Origin of the sequence: Idiomarina sp. ST10R2A5 (genome assembly GCF_051842325.1) — a bacterium.
In the GTDB taxonomy this organism is placed as follows: Bacteria; Pseudomonadota; Gammaproteobacteria; order Enterobacterales; family Alteromonadaceae; genus Idiomarina; species Idiomarina abyssalis.
Genome location: NZ_JBNIEX010000005.1, coordinates 137,496 through 159,815 on the forward strand (window position 1 = coordinate 137,496; position 22,320 = coordinate 159,815).

A 22,320-nucleotide genomic window follows, 5' to 3' on the forward strand; every position below is an offset into this window, starting at 1 on the left:
TCATCATAGCTTATATCTGCTACTTTTTAAGCACTGGCTCGATTATTTTTAATTGATGTCAATTGACGTCAAACCTAAAGTTAATGATGACTAGCCACTCAAAACCTGTTGTTTGATCATAGTCATAGTTAGACTGGATTTGAGCTTAACCAGTAAGGATACGAATTTGGCTGAAGCACATCCGGACAAAACATTTCCTTATCCAATACCGGCACGATACCAGTGCATAAAGTTATTGGGGCATGGTGGCAGTGGTCTGGTCTACAAAGCTTACGATCAGCGCTTAAAACGTGAGGTCGCAATTAAGTTTGCGCGCTCCCCGTCTATTGTCAGTCGCCATAGATTAGTCAATGAAGCGCGCCTTTTATCCAGCGTTAACCACCCTGCATTGTGCCGGGTGTTTGACATTGGTGAGCCTGACGTTTCCTCGTCGTCATTGTTCATGGTCTTAGAGTACATTGATGGTGAGCCCCTTAGTAAAGCTAAGGCCAGTATGTCGACTAAAGAAGCCATAAGTGTTACGAGCTCTTTAGTGGATGCAGTTTGCCGTATGCACGAAGCTGGTTACGCACACAACGACATTCATCCTCATAATATTATGCTCCGCTCATCAGCGGAGGCTACGAAAGAATACCGCAATAAAGTTGCGTTAGTTGACTTAAGCATTGCCGCTCCAAGCTCTCCACTAACCATTCAACGAGATATTTATCAGTTAAGTGCGTTGCTGCTGTTTTTGTTAACGGGAATGAAGCCTGAACCATTTTTTCAAAATTCAGTCGTACAGCGCAACCGGCTTCCATCGGGGCTGGGAGAAATTATAAAACGGGCACTTTCGCTGGAGCCGAATTCCAATTTTCGCAACTGTCGAGATTTTCAAAAGGCTCTGAACACCTGGTTCCATCGTTACCAATTGAAGCAACGTTTCTTGAAACTTGGTGCCGCCAATGCTGCCGCTCTGATTATCGTACTGGTTATGTTCGCGTTCTTGCGCGAACCAACAAATGACTTTCTTTTTAAAAATTATTCAACCGACAAAAATCAGTATGCGCACGCAGTTGTTTTTGCACATTATTCCAAACACTTAGTTAACGATGGTTATATTCAGCAGGCAACAGAACAGGCTGAGCTGGCTTTGACGCACTTTGACGACGCTGTCAGCAATAACCCTGACAAGCTTCAATATCATGTTGAGCGCACAAACTTCATCTTAAACTCGGAGCGTATTTTTAGTCAGGCCCAAATGACCACGATGTTACTTAACGCCGTTAATGAATTGGGTGAACCTGAACATTATGAAGATAAACCGGGAGCTTTTTATTTGAGAGCCAGAATGTATTTAGGCTTAGCCAAGCTTAATAGTGAACAGCCTCACCTGGTAAAACAGTGGGCGGACTCGGCCTCGCAATCCGCTAAAGCAGCGATCAACAGTCAACCGAATGTCGATCGCTACCAAAAACTACACCGTCAAATAAGTCAGTATCAGTCCAGTGGTGGTACTGACTGATCCCTTAATCGATAGAACTCTTCTACGAATTCATCAAAGGTTCCCGCATCTAAAGCGTCACGCATGTCACTCATCACTTTTTGATAAAAGCGTAAGTTATGGATGGTGTTCAGGCGTGAGCCCAGCATCTCGTTAGTACGATCCAAATGATGCAGATACGCGCGAGAATAGTTTTTACAAGTGTAGCAGTCACAGTTTTCATCTAACGGGGAGGTATCTGTGCGGTGCACAGCGTTACGAATTTTTACCACGCCCGAGCTAATAAACAAATGGCCGTTACGCGCATTACGGGTTGGCATAACACAGTCGAACATATCGATACCACGACGCACCGCTTCAACTAAGTCTTCTGGTTTACCCACACCCATTAAGTAGCGAGGTTTTTGCTCAGGCATTTGCGGCGCAGTGTGCTCTAAAATGCGCATCATGTCTTCTTTAGGCTCGCCAACCGACAAGCCACCAATAGCATAGCCATCGAACCCGATGTCAGTCAGGCCTTTCAGAGAAATATCACGCAATTCCTCGTACATGCCGCCCTGAATAATGCCGAAAAGCGCGGCCTTGTTGTCGCCGTGCTCCTGCTTAGAACGTTCGGCCCAACGCAGCGAAAGCTCCATTGAACTGCGGGCTTCTCCCTGCGTCGCAGGGAACGGTGTGCATTCATCAAATATCATGACAATATCGGAGCCCAGCTCACGCTGAACCTGCATAGATTTTTCAGGCGTTAACAGAATTTTCTCACCGTTAATTGGCGAGCGGAAAGTCACGCCCTCTTCGGTAATTTTACGAAGCTCACCCAGACTAAAAACCTGAAAGCCACCTGAGTCGGTCAAAATAGGCTTGTCCCAGTTCATGAAGTCGTGCAGGTCACCGTGCTGCTGGATAATTTGTGTACCCGGGCGCAGCATTAAGTGAAAAGTGTTACCCAGGCAAATTTGTGCGCCGGTGTCTTTCACTTCCTCTGGTGTCATGCCTTTTACCGTACCTAAAGTCCCAACAGGCATAAATGCCGGCGTTTCTACGGTTCCACGTTCAAATACCATGCGCCCACGACGTGCGCGACCACTGGTTTTATCTAATTCAAATTTCATTGTCATAAGTATTCACTTCAGTGTATTAAATTTAGCGCTGTAACAGCATGGCATCGCCGTAGCTAAAGAACCGATAGCGCTCTTTAATGGCTTCATTATAAGCCTTCATAATCAAATCACGACCCGAAAATGCTGACACCAGCATAATGAGCGTGGACTCAGGTAAATGAAAATTTGTTATCAAACTGTCGACAACTTTAAATTCATACCCCGGAAAGATAAAAATATCGGTGTCATCAAAAAACGGTTCAATGTCTTCTGACTCTGAAGCCTGAGCAGCTGACTCGAGCGAGCGAACGGAGGTTGTACCAACCGCCACCACCCGGCCGCCCTCAGCCTTGGTTTGCTTAATGGCATGACAGGTTTCAGCACTGACTTTGGCGTACTCACTGTGCATTACATGGTCGTTAATGTCTTCAACACGAACCGGCTGAAAGGTTCCGGCGCCTACATGCAAGGTGACATAGGCAAAGTTCACGCCTTTATCTCGCAACTGCTGCAAAATTTCGTCGTCAAAATGCAGGCCTGCGGTAGGTGCTGCAACGGCACCTGGTTCGCGGTTATAAACGGTTTGATAGCGCTCTTTGTCAGAGCTTTCATCGGGGCGGTCGATATACGGCGGCAATGGCATGTGCCCGTATTGTTCCAGCAGTTCCAGTACCGTTTCTTCGTGTTCAAATTTCAGTTCAAAAAGCGCATTATGCCGGGCCAGCATAGTAACTTTTACGTGGCCTTCTAACAGTAGCTCAGCACCTGCTTTTGGCGCACGATTAGCACGGACATGAGCCAGTACACGATGGTCGTCCAGCAAACGTTCAACTAACACCTCTACTTTACCGCCAGAGACTTTTTCACCCAGTAAGCGGGCCGGAATAACCCGGGTATCGTTAAACACCAGTAAATCACCCGCGTTTAACTCATCAACGATATTACTGAACTGTTTGTGAGCAATGCTGTTTTCATTCGCATTCACCGACAGTAGCCGGCTTGCACTGCGCTGCTCCTGCGGATAGCGGGCTATAAGCTCATCGGGTAGTTCAAATGAAAAGTCGCTGACTTTTAAAGAAGAATGATTGGTATCTGACATGTCCGTGCTGCAATTGCGAGATGTAATAAAGCGCGGATTTTACTGGAAAGTGGACAGCCTGTCACTGTTACAGGCTGTCCGTTTATCGCAAGCTTAAGCTACACCGAAAATTGCTTTCAGAATGTAGAAGAAGATGATGGACATAATGGCACCTGCCGGCAAGGTAACAACCCATGAAATAACTATGTTGCGAACAACACCAAGATTCAGGGCCGCGATACCACGCGCCATACCAACACCCAATACTGCACCAACCAGCGTTTGTGTGGTTGATATCGGCAACCCGGTACCTGACGCCAGAACCACGGTTGAAGCAGCAGCAAGTTCCGCCGCAAAACCGCGGCTTGGGGTTAAATGCGTAATGCCGTTACCAATGGTGGCAATAACGCGTTTACCCAACATAGCAAGACCAGCCACAATACCAACAGCGCCTAAAGGTAATACCCACCAGGCTAATGTCGCTTTACTGCCAATATCACCACCGCTGGTAACCACGCTCACTACAGCGGCCAGTGGCCCGATAGCGTTCGCAACGTCGTTTGAACCATGAGCAAAAGCCATAGCACAGGCGGTTACCACCATTAATACCGCAAAGACTTTTTCCACGTTGGTGTAGTGCATTTCTTTGTCGTCGGAAGGGTTAAACTTAAGGCGACCAATGGCCATTTTACCAACTGCAAAGACCACTACAGCAATGCCCAGAGCCCATAAATAACCCTCAATACTGCCAAGGTTCAGGCCAACATGCTTAAGGCCTTTTTTAATGGTGACCAACGACAATACGAAGCCGGCTAACCCCATATAGTAAGGCACATAGCGCTTAGCCATTGCTAAAGGATTAGAGCGGTCAAAAATGAGCTTTTGTGCACTCATAAATATGAGATAGGCAATAAACCCGGATATGGCGGGGGTGACAACCCAGCTTCCAACGACACCTCCCACTTTCATCCACTGAACCGACTCCATACTAACGCCAACGGCAGAGAAGCCAACAATGGCACCAATAATGGAGTGAGTCGTTGATACCGGCCAGCCAAGGTAAGAAGCTATCAGCAACCAAAAGCCGGCGGCTAATAGCGCTGAGATCATACCAAATACGAGTAGTTCGGGTTGATCAACGAAGTAGCCAGAGTCAATAATGCCTTTGCGGATGGTTGAAGTGACTTCTCCACCTGCCAGGTAAGCACCGGCAAACTCAAAAACCATAGCAATAAGAATTGCCTGTTTTATTGTTAGCGCCTTGGAACCAACCGACGTACCCATGGCATTTGCGACGTCATTTGCGCCAATACCCCAGGCCATGAAGAAACCAAAAACCGCTGCCATCCCGATAAGCAGGAGGCTGTAGCTAGAAATAATATCCATAAATCAGACTCCGCTTAAACGCGTGCTAGCATCAGTTCGAAACGTGCACCGACTCGCTCAGCCAAGTCAGCCAAGTCGCCCACCCAATCGAGAATACGATATAAGAACATCACATCTACCGGATTCATTTCGAGTTCAATTCCACGCAAGTCCTGACGTAGTTTAATTTGAAGTTGATCAGTATCGGCTTCAATTGCGTCAAGCTCGGCAATGAAGTTGTCGACAAGATCACGTTCGCGGCCTTTAAAGCCCGTCTCCAGCAAGTCGTCAAATTCACCAATGGTTTCACGAGCTTTGTCTGTAGCATCCAGACAACGGCTTAAATACGCATCAAAGTCTTTAACCAATGACTCAGGAATGCTCAATTCACGTCCCGTAACCAGACCGGAGATGTCTTTGGCTTTATTAGCAATTTTGTCCTGCTGTGAAACAAGCTCAAGTAAGTCAGCTCGTTCTACAGGCATAAATAAGCCACTAGGAAGGTTCAGGCGGATTTTACGCTTCATGTCATCCGCGGTGGATTCGTGTTTTACGATGGTTGCGCGAGCGACTTCTGCACTCTGCCAGTCCTTTGAATAAACCGCTTTAAAGAAATCTTTCAACGCATAGGCGCAGCGGTGCACTTCATCCATGTGCTCAATCATCGGTTTGATTGGCGACTTCGCAAAGACGCCAAGAAATGAGTTCACTGACATAACATTATCCGATTTTTTTCAGCCGATGTTAGCTGCGGCGAATGTTAGCGAAATCTAAAGATAAAGGAAACCGTAAGATTTGATTAATTACTCAATTTTTATTCGACTTCTTCGCAAAGAAAAAAGCCGCGGCATAGCCACGGCTTTTTATCTGCAGTCACAACAGTTTATTAAAAGGAGTAAACTAAAGTCACAGCGGTTTCTGTATCCAGTTTTTCGATGCTTTCATCAGCAACCTGAGAGTTGTGATTTGCACCAACAGAAAACTTCATAGCCAGAGAGCTATTAATGTTAGCAGATACAGAGAGTTCAGCTTTGCTCTTGGTATTGTCTTCACCAATCTCCGATGACAACAATGCGTTAAAGCGCGAGTTTTCACTGATTTTCCAGTTCAAACCGCCAGCCAGACGCAAAATTATAGAGCCATCAGACTCCACTGGTGGTTCACCTTCAACCTGAACCGGTTTGGTTCGTGAATAACCAGGACCAATTTCATAGTCGGCATAGATGTCTTCGTCGTAGCGATAGCGAGCACCGTAACCGGTTGCTACGGTTGCCTGATATTCAAAGCCACTAAATTCATCTTCTTCATAAGAACCGAAAACAAACAGCGAGTCGCGGCTATCAGGATCAAACTTGTAGTTACTCTGAGCGGAGACGAACATCCGGTCTGCAGTTTCTACACTCTCACCAGTTTCCTGATCTTCCTGTTCGGCGGTGTAATAGTCAAAGACACCTTTATGGCGCCAATTTTGAATATCGCGCGATGCATTAAACTTACCTTTCAGGCTTTCTGTTTCGGTATTACCAGAAGTGTAAAGCAAGCCAAACTCTGCACTCGCCTCCCACTCTTCAACCGTTTCTGTATCAATGTCATCAGCATCGTCAAACATAAATGTTTGAGCACTCGCTACAACAGGTAAAAACAAACTAGCGAATAATAAAGAAAATCGCACACTAACCTCGTTATTTGTGTCTTTTATAAAGTACTTCGTTACTTAACAATGGCGTCTAATTCGCCATTTTCATAGCGCTGAAACATTGATTCTAAGTTAATTGGCTTAATTTTACTCGCCATACCAGCACAACCAAAGGCTTCATAGCGCGCACGGCAAATATCTTCCATTGCCGTTGTCGCTGCCGCAAAGAATTTACGCGGGTCAAAATTAGACGGATTTTCCGCCAAATGCCGGCGAATAGCACCGGTTGAAGCCAAGCGTAAATCGGTATCAATGTTTACTTTGCGAACACCGTGCTTAATACCTTCCTGAATTTGCTCTACCGGCACACCGTAAGTTTCCGGGATCTCGCCACCAAATTCATTAATAATTTTCAGCCACTCTTGCGGTACAGATGATGAACCATGCATAACCAAGTGTGTACCCGGAATGCGACGATGAATCTCTTTAATGCGATCAATGGCCAAAATATCACCAGTTGGTGGACGAGTGAATTTGTAGGCGCCATGTGACGTACCACAAGCAATAGCCAGTGCATCCACATTTGTAGCTTTAACAAATTCAGCTGCTTCTTCGGGGTCTGTCAGCAGTTGTTCATGCGACAGTTTACCCTCGGCACCAACACCGTCTTCTTCACCCGCTTCACCAGTTTCCAGTGAACCAAGACAGCCCAGCTCACCTTCAACAGAAACGCCACAGGCGTGTGCCATTTCAACAGTTTGCTTGGTAACTTTTACGTTATAATCGTACTCGGCTGGTGTTTTTCCGTCTTCCAGCAAAGAGCCGTCCATCATCACAGAGCTAAAGCCCAGTTGAATAGAACGCTGACATACCGCCGGAGAGGTACCATGGTCCTGATGCACAACCACAGGAATATGTGGCCATTCTTCAACAGCGGCCTGAATTAAGTGGCGCAGGAAAGGAGCACCGGCGTATTTACGAGCGCCAGCAGAAGCCTGCACGATAACCGGGCTGTCGGTTGCATCAGCAGCCTGCATAATTGCACGCATCTGCTCGAGGTTATTGACGTTAAACGCCGGGACACCGTAGTCATGCTCTGCAGCATGGTCAAGTAACTGTCGTAATGACACCAGGGCCATAAAAATACTCCTTATTTAAAACTTATGTTCAGGCGTCTTTAGCCCGTTCTTGTAAAATCGCAACGGCTGGTAATGTTTTACCTTCCAGGAATTCCAGGAACGCTCCGCCACCTGTTGAAATATAGCTTATCTTATCAGCGATAGCGTATTGATCAATTGCCGCTAAGGTGTCGCCACCGCCTGCAATTGAAAACGCATCACTTTGTGCAATGGCTTCGGCGATGGTTTTTGTACCATGCCCAAACTGCTCAAATTCAAAAACACCCACTGGCCCGTTCCAGACTATGGTGCCTGCATTTTTCAGCATAGCGGCTAGCTGCTGTGCTGTTTCCGGGCCAATATCAAAAATCATGTCGTCATCTGCAACGGCGTTAACGGCTTTAGTTTCAGCTGTTGCTTCTGCGCTGAATTCCTTACCTGTCACCACATCAACGGGTAATGGAATGTCACCGCCTTTGGCTTTCGCCTGCGCCATTAAACGGGTAGCTTCGTCGGTTAAATCGGCTTCGTATAATGACTTACCAACCTTATGGCCTGCAGCCGCAACAAAAGTGTTCGCAATACCGCCGCCCACAATTAACTGGTCAACAACGCCGGACAATGACTCCAGTACCGTGAGTTTGGTCGAAACCTTTGAACCACCAACAATGGCCACTAATGGCCGCTTAGGGTTTTCCAGTGCTTTGCCTAAAGCTTCTAATTCACCAGCCAGCAGAGGTCCGGCACAGGCAACTGGCGCATATTTAGCGACACCATGAGTGGATGCCTGAGCCCGGTGCGCGGTACCAAAAGCATCCATCACATAAACATCACACAAGCCGGCTAATTTTTTGGCAAGCTCGTCGTCATTTTTCTTTTCGCCCACATTAAAGCGAACGTTTTCAAAAACTACCAGCTCCCCGGCACTAACTTCAACACCATCCAGGTAGTCTTTACACAGGCGGACAGGGAAATCCAGTGCCTCTTTTAGGTAATCAACAACTGGCTGCATAGAGAACTGCTCGTCATACTCACCTTCGGTCGGGCGACCAAGGTGAGACATCACCATAACTTTAGCGCCAGCTTTTAACGCTTGTTGAATACTTGGCATTGCTGCTTTTAAACGCGCATCGGAGGTGACTTTGCCATTTTTTACCGGAACGTTTAAATCTTCCCGGATAAGTACGCGTTTATTACTTAAATCCAAATCAGTCATAGCAATGACAGACATGCGGTATCCTCTCTAAACTTAGTGTTCTATTTGTTCAGCCATCGTCTTTGCTGTATCCAGCAAACGATTAGCGAAGCCCCACTCGTTATCGCACCAGCACAACAACTTAACCAGCCGCTTGTGGCTGACCCGGGTTTGCGTGCCATCGACAATCGAAGAATGTGGATCATGGTTAAAATCTATTGAAACTAAAGGTTCTTCAGTATAGTCCAGTATACCCGCCAGTTGATGCTCACTTTGCTCACGCAGCACATGGTTTATCTGCTCGATTGTGGCATCACTGTTTAACGTAACACTTAAGTCCATGGCGGTGACGTTTGTGGTAGGCACTCGCACCGCAATAGCCTCAAAACGCCCTTCTAAATGCGGCAGTATACGTTCAATGCCTCGCGCCAGCCGCGTATCCACCGGAATAATAGAACGCCCGGCGGCACGGGTACGCCTTAAATCAGGGTGGTAGGCATCAATAACCTGTTGGTCATGCATCGCTGAATGAATGGTGGTAATGGCGCCTGAATCAATACCAAAGGTGTCATCCAGCACTTTTATCACCGGCACAATACAATTCGTTGTGCAGGAGCCGTTAGACACCACTTTATGCTCGGCCGTTAACTCTTTTTCATTCACTCCATAAATTGCAGTGAAATCAACATCCGGTTTGCCGGGATGAGAGTACAGTACCCGCTTCACCCCTTGCTGCAGGTAAAGCTGGCCGTCAGCCTGGCTGCCAAATACCCCGGTACAATCAACCACAAAGTCAACGTCATTAGCGCGCCAGTCAACAGCTTCAATCTCGGTTTGATGCGTTAAAGCAATGGCGTCACCAGCGACTGTTAAAGTGTCACCAGAGTGCGTCACTTTTTCTCCAAACCGGCCGTGGCTTGAGTCGTATTTCAGTAAATGAGCTATTGCTTCCGACGCTGCAGGTTCATTAATCAGAACCACCTGCACGCTGTCGCGATAGCCATTTTCATACAAAGCACGCAAAAAGCTGCGGCCAATTCGGCCAAAACCATTAATTGCAATACGAGCCGGTTTGCTCATTTACGCTCCCAGCAAACGTTTAGCGGCAGCCACAGCATTTTCTGCGGTAATACCAAAGTGTTTGTATAAGTCGCCGGCCGGAGCAGATTCACCAAAGGTGGTCATGCCGACGATTTCGCCGTTAAGGCCAATGTACTTGTACCAGAAGTCCGCAATACCGGCTTCAATTGCAACGCGACGAGTAACCTTTGATGGCAGCACAGACTCTTTGTACTCAGAATCCTGAATATCAAACACGTTGGTCGATGGCATAGAAACAACACGTACCTTATGGCCTTGTTCTGAAAGTTGCTCATAAGCTTCAACCGCTAAATCAACTTCAGAGCCAGTAGCTATTAAGATGACTTCGGGCTCACCGTCACAGTCTTTCAGCACATAACCACCACGGGCAATATTAGTGAGCTGATCTTCATTGCGCTCCTGCTGTTGCATGCCCTGACGGCTGAAAACCAGCGCAGTAGGCGTTTTGCTGCTTTGTATTGCCGCACCCCAGGCAACGGCGGTTTCAACCGGGTCACACGGGCGCCAGCACTGTAAATTAGGGGTTTGTCGTAAATTAGCCAGCTGCTCTACCGCCTGGTGAGTCGGCCCGTCTTCACCCAAACCAATAGAGTCGTGGGTATAAACAAAGATGCTGGGCTGTTTCATAAGCGCTGACATACGCACAGCATTGCGGGCGTATTCCATAAACATAAGGAAGGTTGCGCCATAGGCTTTAAACCCGCCATGCAGGGTTACGCCGTTCATAATGGCGGACATACCAAACTCACGAACGCCATAAAACACATAGTTGCCCCTGGCGTCATCCGCCGTAATGCCTTTTGCGTCCTTCCATAAGGTTAGATTGGAGCCGGCCAGGTCAGCCGAGCCACCTAACAGTTCAGGTAGTTTAGGACCAAACTCATTCAGTACATTCAAAGACGCCTTGCGGGTAGCTATAGCTTCTGGGCTACTTTGCAGTTGCTTAGCATAGTTGTGCACTGTGTTTTCGAAGTTTTCCGGAAGCTCTCCATTCAAACGGCGCTTCAATTCTTTTGCCAGTTGCGGATATTCCTGCTCGTAAGCAACCCAACGCTTATTCCACGAAGACTCAACCGCTGCACCTTTATCCACAGCAGACCATTTTTGGTAAACATCGGCCGGTACTTCAAAGGCTTCGTGTGGCCAGTTCAACTGTTTGCGCGCTGCTGCAATCTCGTCATCGCCCAGCGGCGCGCCATGGCAACTTTCAGACCCCTGCTTGTTCGGAGCACCATAGCCAATCACCGTTTTGCAAATGATCAGAGTCGGTTTATCTTCGTTAGCACGGGCTTCATCAATAGCACGGGTGATGGCTGCTGAGTCGTGTCCGTCGACTTTATTGACTACGTGCCAGCCATAAGACTCAAAGCGCTTCGCCGTATCGTCGGTAAACCAGCCTTCAACTTCGCCATCAATGGAAATGCCGTTGTCATCGTAAAACGCGATGAGTTTACCTAAACCTAAGGTGCCGGCCAGTGAGCACACTTCGTGCGAGATGCCTTCCATCAAGCAGCCATCACCCATAAAAGTGTAGGTGTGGTGGTCAACAACTTGATGATTTTCACGATTAAACTGTGCGGCTAATACTTTCTCGGCCAGTGCCATACCTACGGCATTTGCAAGGCCCTGGCCCAACGGGCCGGTGGTAGTTTCCACACCAGGGGTATAGCCATATTCAGGGTGACCCGGGGTTTTTGAGTCTAACTGACGAAATTGCTTCAAATCATCGATACTCAGATCATAACCAGACAGGTGCAACAGGGAATAAATCAGCATTGAGCCGTGCCCGTTTGATAAAACAAAGCGGTCGCGGTCAGCCCAGCCCGGGTTATTAGGGTTATGCTTTAGATAGTCACGCCAGAGAACTTCTGCGATATCTGCCATACCCATGGGCGCTCCCGGGTGGCCGGACTTAGCTTTTTGAACTGCATCCATACTAAGCGCGCGGATAGCATTGGCGAGATATTGACGATCTGACATGAAAAACCCCCTGGAAGATGAAGAGCAACTTGCGATGCGCGTATTCTCCACATTTCAGGGGGTACAAGCAAATTTATAGGCAAAATTTTGTTTAAATATCAGCCTGTAAATCGGCGGCTTTGTCCGTTTGCTCCCACGGCAGGTTATCACGGCCAAAGTGCCCGTATGCCGCTGTCTGCTTATAAATTGGGCGCTCCAGGTCAAGCATTTTGATTAATCCGTAAGGACGCAAGTCAAAATGACGGCGCACCAGCGCAATTAACTGCTCTTCTGAGTGTTTAGACGTTCCGAAAGTATCAATGCTAATAGAGGTTGGTTCAGCAACACCAATGGCGTAAGAAATTTGCAGTTCGCAACGCTCTGCTAAACCGGCTGCAACCAGATTCTTAGCAACATAACGTGCAGCATAAGCCGCACTACGGTCAACTTTTGACGGGTCTTTACCTGAGAAAGCACCACCACCGTGACGCGCCATACCGCCATAGGTATCGACAATGATCTTACGACCCGTCAAACCGCAGTCGCCCATAGGTCCACCAACGACGAAACGTCCGGTTGGGTTAATATGGAATTGCGTATCTTTGGAAATCCACTGCTCCGGCAATACAGGTTTAATGATTTCTTCCATAACCGCTTCGCGCAGCGTTTCCTGAGTAATGTCTTCTCTGTGTTGAGTTGACAGAACCACGGTATCAATAGCGACCGGCTTGCCGTTCTCGTAAACGAAGGTCAGCTGGCTTTTGGCGTCAGGACGCAGCCAGTCCAGGGTGCCATTGTTACGCACTTCCGACTGACGCTGCATAACGCGGTGCGCATAAGTAATTGGCGCAGGCATTAAAACAGAGGTTTCATTAGAAGCATAGCCGAACATCAGGCCCTGATCACCAGCGCCCTGCTCTTCGGGATGAGCGCGATCAACACCCTGGTTGATATCGCCACTTTGTTTACCAATGGCGTTCAATACCGCACACGATGCGCCATCAAAACCCATATCAGAATGTCGGTAACCGATATCTTTGACGGTCTCGCGGGCCAGGTCTTCAACATCCACCCAGGCATTTGTTGAGATTTCGCCGCCAACCAGCACCATACCGGTTTTTACATAGGTTTCACAGGCAACACGGGCTTTCGGGTCTTTTGCTAAAATTGCGTCTAAAACCGCATCGGATATCTGGTCGGCAATTTTGTCCGGATGCCCTTCGGACACTGACTCTGAGGTAAACAGGTGACGTGACATATGCCCACTATTCCTTTATTTTGATGAAATCACTCAATACTGGTTGCATAATGTAACCGATCACTCTGTTTTTTTCTACTTCTGGACGTCTAAAAGTCCGAATAAGGCTGACGACATGCGAGTACCGCGGATTTATCACCCCGCTCCTGTAAGTTTACAAACTGAAACCGAATTGAGTTCGGATGGATTCCAGCACCTGATCAAAGTATTGCGCTTGAACGTAGGTGATAACATTGCTTTATTTAACGGTGACGGACAAGACTACGAGGCGACCATAACCTCGGTTCAAAAAAAGTCTGCGTACTTTCTTGCAACCGGCAGCAAGGTAAATGATTCAGAGTCGCCTGTCAGCGTGCATCTTGCTCAGGTCATTTCACGCGGTGACCGCATGGATTTTGTTCTGCAAAAGTCAGTCGAACTGGGCGTTACCGAAATTACGCCTATGTTCAGTGAACGTTGCGGCGTTAAACTCAGTGGCGAAAGGCTGGAGAAAAAGCAGCAGCAGTGGCAAAAAATTGTACGCTCAGCTTGTGAACAATGTGGTCGCAGTGTGGTTCCTGAGGTTAAACCAGCCCAGCAATTCAGCGACTTTATTGAAAGCACATTTGCAGGGCTTCGTCTGACTTTAGACCCGACTGCGACAAAACCGCTTTCATCGTTTCAACACGCCGAAAAGGGGATACAATTGCTCATTGGGCCCGAAGGTGGGTTTACTGACGATGAAGTCAGTGCTGCTGAACAGCAAGGGTTTAATCCAATGCGTTTGGGTCCTCGCGTGTTACGAACAGAAACCGCCGCGCTATCGGCGCTTACCACCGTGCAATATCAGTTTGGCGACTTAGGTTAAAGGAGTTTACATGAAAAAATTAGCTATGGTGATGGACCCAATCGCCGCTGTAAAAACCGAAAAAGACACCAGTTTCCGCTTACTGCTGGAAGCGCAGGCTCGCGGCTATCAATGTTTTTATCTGGAAATGGGCGACTTAGTTATTGATAACGGTCAGCCAATGGCCTTTGCTCGGGAAGTTCGTGTTCAGGATCAAAAAAGCGACTTTTACAATTTAAGTGACAGTCAGTACCGCCCGCTTGAAGATTTTGATGTCATTATGATGCGTAAAGATCCGCCCTTTGACAGCGAGTTCTTATACGCGACACAAATTCTGGAACTGGCCGAGCAGCGCGGTAGCCTGGTGGTGAATAAACCGCAGAGCCTGCGTGACTGCAACGAGAAGCTCTTTACTTCATGGTTCGCAGATTCTATTGCTGACACATTGGTCAGTTCCCGGGCTGACGTGATTAAAGCGTTCCATAAAAAACACGGTGATGTAATTTTGAAACCGCTGGATGGCATGGGCGGAGCTTCGATATTTAAAGTAGGGGCAGACGGCAGTAACCTGGGCGTTATTATTGAAACCCTGACCGAAAAAGGTCAGCGCTACGCCATGGTGCAAAAGTACCTGCCTGAAATTAAAGACGGCGACAAACGTATTCTGATCATAAATGGCGAACCTGTACCTTACTCTTTAGCGCGAATTCCCAGCGCCGGAGAAACTCGCGGAAACCTTGCCGCCGGGGGCAGCGGACGAGCTCAACCTTTATCCGACAGTGACTGGGCTCTGGCTCATAAGGTCGCACCTGAACTGAAAAAACGAGGGCTCATTATCGTTGGGCTGGACGTGATTGGCGACCGCATTACCGAAATTAATGTCACCAGCCCAACCTGTATGCGTGAAATTGAAAACGCCTACGACATCAATATTGCAGAAATGGTCTTTCAGGCAATTGAAGAGAAGCTGAATTGAATTTCTATGAGACGCCCCCATATCCTTGTTAGAGATTATCGTTAAGGAGTCGGTGAATCGATGAACAATTTGCAGAATCACTTTTTGATAGCAACACCTATGCTGAACGATCCGATGTTTAAACGGACCGTGACCTATATCTGTGAGCATAATGAAGAAGGTGCGATGGGGCTGGTAATTAATCAGCCTGCAGATTTAAGCGTTACCTCGCTGCTGGATAAACTGGAAATTGTTTACCCGGAAAATAACCAGCACTTGCAGGGTAATGTCTACCAGGGTGGTCCCGTGGGTCGTGAACGGGGCTTTGTGATTCACCCGCCTCAGGATAACTGGCGTGCCAGTCAGAAGCTAAGCGATGACATCATGGTGACCACCTCTCGGGATATTCTGGAAGCCTTAGGTTCATCAGCGGCCCCGCCTCAGTTTTTACTGACCCTGGGTTACGCAGGCTGGGAAGCCGGGCAGTTAGAGGAAGAACTGGGTGAAAATTCCTGGTTAGCGATTCCGGCAGACCCTGAGCTGTTATTTAATACACCAGCAAGTGAGCGCTGGCAAAAAGCCACAGAGCAGCTTGGTTTTGATGTGTGGCAACTGGGACCGGATGTCGGCCACGCATGAGTACGGTTATTGGCTTTGACTTTGGTACCAAAAGCATTGGTGTTGCGGTTGGTCAAACCGTTACCGCAACAGCTTCGCCATTAACCGCGCTAAAAGCAAAAGAAGGTATACCCGACTGGCAGCTTATTGAAAAGCTGTTTGCCGAATGGCAACCAGAGCAACTGGTCGTTGGCCTGCCTCTGAATATGGACGGCACCGAACAACCCTTGACGCAGCGGGCCAAAAAGTTTGGTAACCGACTTCATGGGCGTTTCGGCTTACCTGTCACTTTTCAGGACGAAAGACTGACTTCAACCGCCGCACGCGAAAGCCTGTTTGCCGAAGGCGGCTTTCGAAAACTGGAAAAAGGACTTGTCGACAGTCAAGCGGCGTTAATAATTGTTGAAGATTTTCTGAACGGTTATTTGCCAAAAACCGATAATTCGTTATAGTGTCGTCAGTAATAAGTTGACACGACAGGAGCTGGCTTTGTTTGGTAATGAAGAACCCTATTCAGTAACGGGTAATACCATTCTACTGAAAGACGAAAATAAGAAACTGCTTTTAATTACTGGTCCTCGTTACCAAAACATACTGGTTTCGCGAGGTTCAGTTGAATTTACAGACTTACCTGCTGAGCGTCGCCCAGGCTTAAGGCTTGTTTCCCTGCAAGAAGTCTTTAAGAAAGAAAAGACTTATTTTTTCGTTCGCGCCGGCGGCATTGAGTATCAAGTAGACCTTAAATTCGAAGACAGCCCTATTACTGAAATGAAGTTTTAAGGGGCAACAGGAGTAATCAGAGTGACACATAAAATCTGTGCTGTTATCTGGTTACTCTTTACTCTTCCTCTAACAGCAAATGGCCAAAACTTTTTTAACCTTAACGAAACCCAAGACGGCCAGTTAACCTTTTCTTATCAATGGCGTGACTTTAACGACAGTCAGCAATCCTTTGACTTCCAGGTCGATAAAAGAGAGTTCCTGCAACCTTTAAAGCGTTATCGGGGATTTAATCTCGAGCGCAGTCAACGCGAGCTTACTCACCAGTTGAATCGCTACATCCGGCAGCAACAATGGCAGGGTATTCAGGCTCGCCTTACACCCCGTCAACAGTCAGTAGAGCTGGTCACCGCCAATAGCAGAACTCAGGAAAAACAAGCACAGCTGACTGAATACAAAAGGCTTTTACGCGAATACTACAATGAACGCTGGAATGATTATTTAGAAGCCAACTTTTATCGTCAGCTCACTCTGCCTCCGGGTGAACAGGGCATTATTCCCGACCACCCCGCTATTGCCAGCGAAATGACGGCTGTATTACGCCCGTTAATACAAGCTATTGGAGAGCAGCTAGGTAACAACACACAGCGCAATTACATCAATTACATCGCCAGCTTTATTCAGCAGATCCCTTATAACGACTTGAGCAGTAAGCTTGATAGCCGTGGAGATGGCTTCGTACCCCCTAACCAGCTGCTCTACTATAATCAGGGCGACTGCGACAGCAAGGTCACGTTAATGAGCTCGGTAATTAAAGAAATTATTGAGACCCCAAAAATGGCAATAATTTACCTGCCCAACCATGCGGTTTTCGGTATATCTATTAGTAGCAGAAGCGATGACATTAGCGTGAAACACAATGGCGTGAATTACATACTAGTAGATGTTACTGGCCCGGCGGCAATGCCTCTGGGCCAGGTTGGAGGAGAAACCGAGTTTCAGGTCAACACTGAGCAATACACGGTTGTGCCCATTAACTGATTAAAGATGCTCTTCTGCGAACTTAGCCAATGGACTGCGCACCACCCCATTCAAGTTAACTGTTGCACTACCGGGGTAGTCTTTAAAGCGCTCAACAATATAAGTTAAACCTGAAGTCACAGCCGTTAAGTAATAACTGTCAATTTGTGCCAAATTACCCGATACCACCAGCTTAGTATTTTCACCACAACGCGTTATTAGGGTTTTCAACTGAGACGCCGTTAAGTTCTGCGCTTCATCCAGAATGACTATAGCGTTCTGTATGCTGCGTCCGCGCATAAAGTTGAGTGACTTAAACTGAATATTGGCTTTTTTCATAATATAGTTCAGGCTCGACTCCATACTCTCATCGTGTTTATGCAAAGCCTCCAGGGAATCTGTTATTGCCGATAACCAGGGCGCCATTTTTTCCTCTTCCGTGCCCGGCAAATAGCCAATTGACTCGGCAATTTCCGGGGTATTGCGGGTCACGATAACTTTCTCATAAATTCCCTGCTCTACCACCATTTGCAAGGCCGCTGACAAAGCCAGGAAAGTCTTACCACTGCCAGCAGGACCAGTCAGAATGACCATATCCATGCTGGTATCAAGCAATGCATGCAACGCCATGGCCTGATAGATGTTCTTAGGGTGAACACCCCAGGCGCCGTAAGACATCATGCGCTCGACGCTCAAGTCCATTAAAGTAACGGTTTCGTTGTCGTACTCCTCTACCCGGGCAGCAAAGCTGTCTGTTGAGTCAATAATGTATTCATTGGCAAAAATCTGCGGCAGTAAGTCCCGGCTTACAGTATGATACGCATCGCGACCTTCCTGTTGAGTTTTCACTTCACCCACCTGCGACCAGAAATCCCCTTCAAATTTATAGAAGCCTTTGGTCAGCAATCGAATGTCATCAATAAGCTGGTCGGTACGATAATCTTCAACGAATTTCATGCCCGCGCCTTTGGCTTTCAGGCGCATATTGATGTCTTTGGTTACCAGCACCACACCAGCGGGGGCTCGCTCGCGCTGAATTTCCAGAGCGGCCTGAATAATCCGGTGGTCATTTTCCGCTAACGAAAGCACCGATTCGGTTTGCTCAAGCTGATAATCCGGGAAAATAGCCAAGGTTCCGTTCGCGGTATGCTCACCATGCATTCTGCTTAAGGGCACTCCAGCAACAATTTCCTCTGGTGTTGCTTCTTTTAACACTTCTTCTAAAGAGCGAATAGCCACCCGGGCTTCCCGGCTGACGTCCTTATTCCGATCTTTGATCTTGTCGAGTTCCTCCAGAACCACCATGGGAATAATAACGTTGTGTTCATCGAAATTGAGGAAGGCTAGCGGGTCGTGCAGAAGAATATTGGTATCCAGGATAAAGAACTTGCCGGTGTGTTTAGTCATTAGCGCATACCTTTGCTGTGATTATTCTTTTCTTACAGCTTAGCCTAAAATTCATGACATAACGGTTACAGAAATAAATTTTTCCTCGGAATTGGTGACTGAATTAAGTACCATTGCGGCCTTAGAAAATGGCATGCGGGAGTGTGTAGTGAGCGAGTTTAGAGTTGGACAACGTTACCTCAGTGAAACTGAAACCGAGTTAGGGCTGGGTATGATAACTCAGGCCGAAGGTCGTCACTTAACCGTGATGTTCCCTGCCACCGGTGAAGTGCGACTGTACTCTGCTCAGGATGCGCCTCTTGCTCGATATCAGTTGCAAGTTCAACAGCAAGGTAAGCACGCCGACGGCTGGAGCTTTACTATTCAGGAGCTGACTGAGTCGCAGGGTATTGTGACTTACCACGGACTGCGTGATGACAACCAGGAGTCAGTTGTTGTTCCTGAAACTCAACTCTCGCATCAAGTTGACAGTAATCCGGCATTAACTCGTTTGCTTGCTGGTCAGGCCGACCGACTCGATATGTATCAATTGCGCTGTGAGGCTGGTGAACATTTGGCGCATCACCAGGCAAGCGAGGTGGCCGGCTTATTAGGCGTTCGTACCCATTTGCTGCCGCATCAGCTGTATATTGCTAAGACGGTCGCTGATCGCTATCACCCACGCGTGCTTTTGGCCGACGAAGTGGGCTTAGGAAAAACCATTGAAGCCGGCATGATCATTAAACGCCGACTGACCACCGGCCGCTCGCAGCGCGCACTCATTGTTGTGCCTGAGTCTCTTATGCACCAATGGTTAGTGGAGCTACGTCGCCGCTTTGCACTGAACTTTACCCTGTTTGATGATGAACGTTGTGAGCAAGCGGAAGCCGACAGTGAAAATCCTTTTCTGACCGAACAACACATTATTATCAGTAGTCGGTTTATGCATGAGTCACGCTGGAATGAGGCCTTACTCGATGCGGAATTTGATCTGCTGATTATTGATGAAGCCCACCATCTGCAACCGGATGCTCCTGAATTCAGCGCCATAAAAGACCTTTGCGAAGCTGTGCCCAGTTTGCTGCTGCTAACGGCAACACCAGAACAAGAAGGTGCTGAGGGACATTTCCAGCGACTGCAGTTGCTGGACCCGGACAGGTTCTCCGACTTTGCCAGTTTCCAGCAAGAACAGGCGCACTACAAAGAGTTAGCGGAACAGGCGGAGTCTGTGACTGACCCGGCAGAGCTTGATGACTTGCTCGATAAACACGGCACAGGGCGCGTTATGTTTCGTAACCGTCGGGCCGATATCGGCGGCTTCCCTGAACGCCATTTTCATCCGGTAGAACTGGACGAGTGCGAACCCGATGAAGACATGCCCTGGTGGATGGAAGATCCGCGTATTGACTGGTTATTGGAGCACATTAAGCAAAACCGCTCAGAAAAAGCGCTGCTAATCTGTAAAACTGCGGAGCAAGTGCTGGATTTGTCTGAAGCTCTGCGCGTACTCGCAGGTGTGCACGCGGCCACCTTTCATGAAGGAATGACGCTGACCGAACGAGACCGTTCTGCCGCCTTTTTTGCGAGCGAAGAAGATGGCAGCCCTATCCTACTGTGCTCAGAAATTGGCAGTGAAGGCCGCAATTTTCAGTTCGTGCATCAACTGATCTTATTCGACTTACCAGCCAACCCTGACTTGCTGGAACAGCGTATTGGTCGTTTAGACCGTATTGGCCAGCAGCAGGACATTGATATTTACCTGCCTTATTGTAGAGGCTCTGCCGAAGCTATATTGCTGCCATGGTACGAGCAGGGAATGAATGCCTTCACTCAGTGTAATGCGATAGGCCGTAAACTGTACGACGCTTTCGGCGCTGAAATTGAGCAGGCTATTACTGAACAGCAGCCTTTAAGTTCTGAGCTATTAGAGCAGACAAAAGAGCTGCACAAAACCTGGCTGGAGCACAACAGGGAAGGTCAGGACAAGCTGCAGGCACTCAATGCTTGTCGCCCGGAAACCGCAGAAAAAATCATAGAGCAAATTCATAGCGACAGCGATACCGATACGCTCGCCGATTTCATGATTGCCTTCTTTGACCGTTTTGGTGTTAATAACGAAGTTCTGGATGAGGAACGCTGGTTTATTCGCCCGGGAGAACACATGCGTGTTGGCAGTCTGCCTGGTTTGCCTGACGACGGTATTACCATAACCTTTGACAGGGTTACCGCGCTGAACCTTGAAGATACCGACTTTCTGAGCTGGGATCACCCGATGGTACAAGCGGCGCTCGAGTTGCTGACTGCTGATGATTTTGGCAGTACTTGTGTGGCCGAGTTAAAAAACCCGGCAATTCCGGCTGGCAGCTGGTTCCTTGAATTAGACTTTGCCAGCATAGTTCCTGCGCCTAAAGCCGCGGCCCTACAGGAGTTTTGCCCACTGCAAAGCCTGCGGCTTCTGTTTAATGGTCAGGGTCAGGAGCTCTCTGCCAAAGTATCGCGCGAGCTACTGGATCAGCAGTCTAACTTCATTGATAAGAAAACCGCCCGTCAGGTATTGCGCCAGCTAAGAGATGCAGCGCAAAAGCTTATCCAGTCAGGCCAACAACAAGCACGCAAATGGCAGCAAGAGCAACTGGAGCAGGTAAGACAAGAGGCTACAGCGGCACTGCAACATGAACGCCAACGACTGCTCGACTTGCAGAAGAAAAACCCGTCGGTACGCAGCAGTGAAATAGAAGCTATAAACTGGCGCGAAGAGCAGATTACAGCGGCACTGGAAAGTCCGCAGTTGTCGCTACAGGCTGTTCGCATTTTGGTGAACAACCATTAATGACGCTGCTTCACTATGAGCCACCAACAACGCCATTTCTTCAAGTTATTTATGAAGACGCTCAGTTATTGGTGGTTGATAAACCCAGCGGATTACTGAGTGTTCCGGGCAAGCGGCCAGAGCATAAAGATTCCACTTATACTCGAGTGCAGCGGGTACACCCGGAAGTTAGAGTGGTTCACCGGTTAGACATGGCCACCTCCGGTATCTTGTTACTGGCAAAAACCAAAGCCGCACAAAGCCACCTGAACAAACAATTTCAGGACCGCACAACCCACAAAAAATACATTGCCAAGGTATGGGGGGAACTACCTGCTTCACAGGGCGAAGTTGAACTCCCGCTTTCCTGCGACTGGCCGAATCGCCCGCGCCAGCATATGGATTTTTTCACCGGCAAACCAAGTACGACCTTCTACCGGGTGAGTGAATTTGACGGCAAGTGTAGTCGTGTTGAACTGACCCCATACACTGGCCGCTCGCACCAGCTTAGAGTTCATATGCAGGCCATTGGCTGCCCGATATTAGGCGATAAATTCTATGCGCACAGTGAGGCGTTTTCTACCGCTGAACGCTTATTGCTGCATGCTGAGGACCTTTGCGTAACACACCCACAAACTGAACAACCTATAGCCTTTCATAGCCCGGTTCCGTTTTAACACTTTGCGCTCAAGC

The 22,320-nt window shown here is 48.0% G+C and carries 20 protein-coding genes; 9 read left to right on the top strand and 11 right to left on the bottom strand.

Annotation, left to right across the window (positions count from 1 at the left end; translation table 11 throughout):
- Positions 1-166: 166 nt before the first annotated feature.
- Positions 167-1,504 (top strand): serine/threonine protein kinase, encoded by a 1,338-nt coding sequence (locus ACP7FG_RS08410; protein ID WP_224798125.1) that lies wholly within the window; start codon positions 167-169, stop codon positions 1,502-1,504.
- On the opposite strand, the gene tgt is transcribed toward ACP7FG_RS08410, so the two are convergent.
- From tgt to metK, 10 genes are all read right to left on the bottom strand, one after another.
- On the bottom strand, positions 1,480-2,595 hold the full coding sequence (tgt, locus tag ACP7FG_RS08415; RefSeq protein WP_439226153.1) for a tRNA guanosine(34) transglycosylase Tgt: 1,116 nt from the start codon (positions 2,593-2,595) through the stop codon (positions 1,480-1,482). The genes ACP7FG_RS08410 and tgt overlap by 25 nt on opposite strands.
- A 31-nt stretch (positions 2,596-2,626) precedes the next feature.
- Positions 2,627-3,682 carry a tRNA preQ1(34) S-adenosylmethionine ribosyltransferase-isomerase QueA gene (gene queA, locus ACP7FG_RS08420; protein WP_439226118.1) on the bottom strand — a complete coding sequence of 352 codons (1,056 nt, stop codon included), beginning with the start codon at positions 3,680-3,682 and terminating at the stop codon, positions 2,627-2,629.
- Positions 3,683-3,775: 93 nt separating this feature from the next.
- Positions 3,776-5,047: an inorganic phosphate transporter gene (locus tag ACP7FG_RS08425; RefSeq protein WP_224798127.1), complete on the bottom strand. Its 1,272-nt coding sequence runs from the start codon at positions 5,045-5,047 to the stop codon at positions 3,776-3,778.
- Between the two features lie 14 nt (positions 5,048-5,061).
- Complete coding sequence (locus tag ACP7FG_RS08430) at positions 5,062-5,742, bottom strand: TIGR00153 family protein (RefSeq protein WP_054489568.1); 681 nt, start codon at positions 5,740-5,742, stop codon at positions 5,062-5,064.
- A gap of 170 nt (positions 5,743-5,912) precedes the next feature.
- A complete protein-coding gene (locus ACP7FG_RS08435) occupies positions 5,913-6,635 on the bottom strand; it encodes a DUF481 domain-containing protein (protein WP_439226119.1) in 723 nt (240 codons plus the stop codon).
- Positions 6,636-6,736: 101 nt separating this feature from the next.
- Entirely contained in the window at positions 6,737-7,801 is a 1,065-nt protein-coding gene (gene fba, locus ACP7FG_RS08440) for a class II fructose-bisphosphate aldolase (RefSeq protein WP_054489570.1), read from the bottom strand.
- A 28-nt stretch (positions 7,802-7,829) separates the two neighbouring features.
- Positions 7,830-9,011: a phosphoglycerate kinase gene (locus ACP7FG_RS08445; RefSeq protein ID WP_439226120.1), complete on the bottom strand. Its 1,182-nt coding sequence runs from the start codon at positions 9,009-9,011 to the stop codon at positions 7,830-7,832.
- An 18-nt stretch (positions 9,012-9,029) separates the two neighbouring features.
- Positions 9,030-10,055 (bottom strand): erythrose-4-phosphate dehydrogenase, encoded by a 1,026-nt coding sequence (gene epd, locus ACP7FG_RS08450; RefSeq protein ID WP_199494304.1) that lies wholly within the window; start codon positions 10,053-10,055, stop codon positions 9,030-9,032.
- Positions 10,056-12,056 carry a transketolase gene (gene tkt, locus ACP7FG_RS08455; protein WP_439226121.1) on the bottom strand — a complete coding sequence of 667 codons (2,001 nt, stop codon included), beginning with the start codon at positions 12,054-12,056 and terminating at the stop codon, positions 10,056-10,058. It abuts the gene before it with no gap.
- Positions 12,057-12,147: 91 nt separating this feature from the next.
- The gene (metK, locus tag ACP7FG_RS08460; protein WP_054489579.1) at positions 12,148-13,293 is read right to left on the bottom strand and encodes a methionine adenosyltransferase; all 1,146 of its coding nucleotides are present in this window, start codon (positions 13,291-13,293) and stop codon (positions 12,148-12,150) included.
- A gap of 115 nt (positions 13,294-13,408) precedes the next feature.
- Here metK and ACP7FG_RS08465 point away from each other — a divergent pair, with 115 nt between their 5' ends.
- Genes ACP7FG_RS08465 through ACP7FG_RS08490 form a run of 6 tightly spaced genes read left to right on the top strand, consistent with a single transcriptional unit; the run spans position 13,409 to position 17,453 of the window.
- Positions 13,409-14,140: a 16S rRNA (uracil(1498)-N(3))-methyltransferase gene (locus tag ACP7FG_RS08465; protein ID WP_439226122.1), complete on the top strand. Its 732-nt coding sequence runs from the start codon at positions 13,409-13,411 to the stop codon at positions 14,138-14,140.
- Positions 14,141-14,150: 10 nt separating this feature from the next.
- Positions 14,151-15,095, top strand: a complete 945-nt coding sequence (gshB, locus tag ACP7FG_RS08470; protein ID WP_224798131.1) for a glutathione synthase — start codon at positions 14,151-14,153, stop codon at positions 15,093-15,095.
- A gap of 60 nt (positions 15,096-15,155) precedes the next feature.
- Positions 15,156-15,713, top strand: coding sequence for a YqgE/AlgH family protein (locus ACP7FG_RS08475; RefSeq protein ID WP_054489583.1), 558 nt, complete (start codon positions 15,156-15,158; stop codon positions 15,711-15,713).
- Positions 15,710-16,144 (top strand): Holliday junction resolvase RuvX, encoded by a 435-nt coding sequence (gene ruvX / locus ACP7FG_RS08480; protein WP_054489585.1) that lies wholly within the window; start codon positions 15,710-15,712, stop codon positions 16,142-16,144. Before ACP7FG_RS08475 ends, ruvX begins: the two co-directional genes overlap by 4 nt.
- A gap of 37 nt (positions 16,145-16,181) precedes the next feature.
- On the top strand, positions 16,182-16,472 hold the full coding sequence (locus tag ACP7FG_RS08485) for a hypothetical protein (RefSeq protein ID WP_054489587.1): 291 nt from the start codon (positions 16,182-16,184) through the stop codon (positions 16,470-16,472).
- 21 nt (positions 16,473-16,493) lie between these two features.
- The gene (locus ACP7FG_RS08490) at positions 16,494-17,453 is read left to right on the top strand and encodes a hypothetical protein (RefSeq protein ID WP_054489589.1); all 960 of its coding nucleotides are present in this window, start codon (positions 16,494-16,496) and stop codon (positions 17,451-17,453) included.
- Here ACP7FG_RS08490 and ACP7FG_RS08495 read toward each other — a convergent pair whose 3' ends face one another.
- On the bottom strand, positions 17,454-18,839 hold the full coding sequence (locus ACP7FG_RS08495; RefSeq protein WP_199494299.1) for a PhoH family protein: 1,386 nt from the start codon (positions 18,837-18,839) through the stop codon (positions 17,454-17,456).
- A gap of 94 nt (positions 18,840-18,933) precedes the next feature.
- Between ACP7FG_RS08495 and rapA the strand changes: the two genes are divergently transcribed.
- Positions 18,934-21,648, top strand: coding sequence for an RNA polymerase-associated protein RapA (rapA, locus tag ACP7FG_RS08500; protein ID WP_439226123.1), 2,715 nt, complete (start codon positions 18,934-18,936; stop codon positions 21,646-21,648).
- Positions 21,648-22,304 carry an RluA family pseudouridine synthase gene (locus tag ACP7FG_RS08505; protein ID WP_439226124.1) on the top strand — a complete coding sequence of 219 codons (657 nt, stop codon included), beginning with the start codon at positions 21,648-21,650 and terminating at the stop codon, positions 22,302-22,304. The genes rapA and ACP7FG_RS08505 overlap by 1 nt, the downstream gene beginning before the upstream one ends.
- Positions 22,305-22,320: the final 16 nt, after the last annotated feature.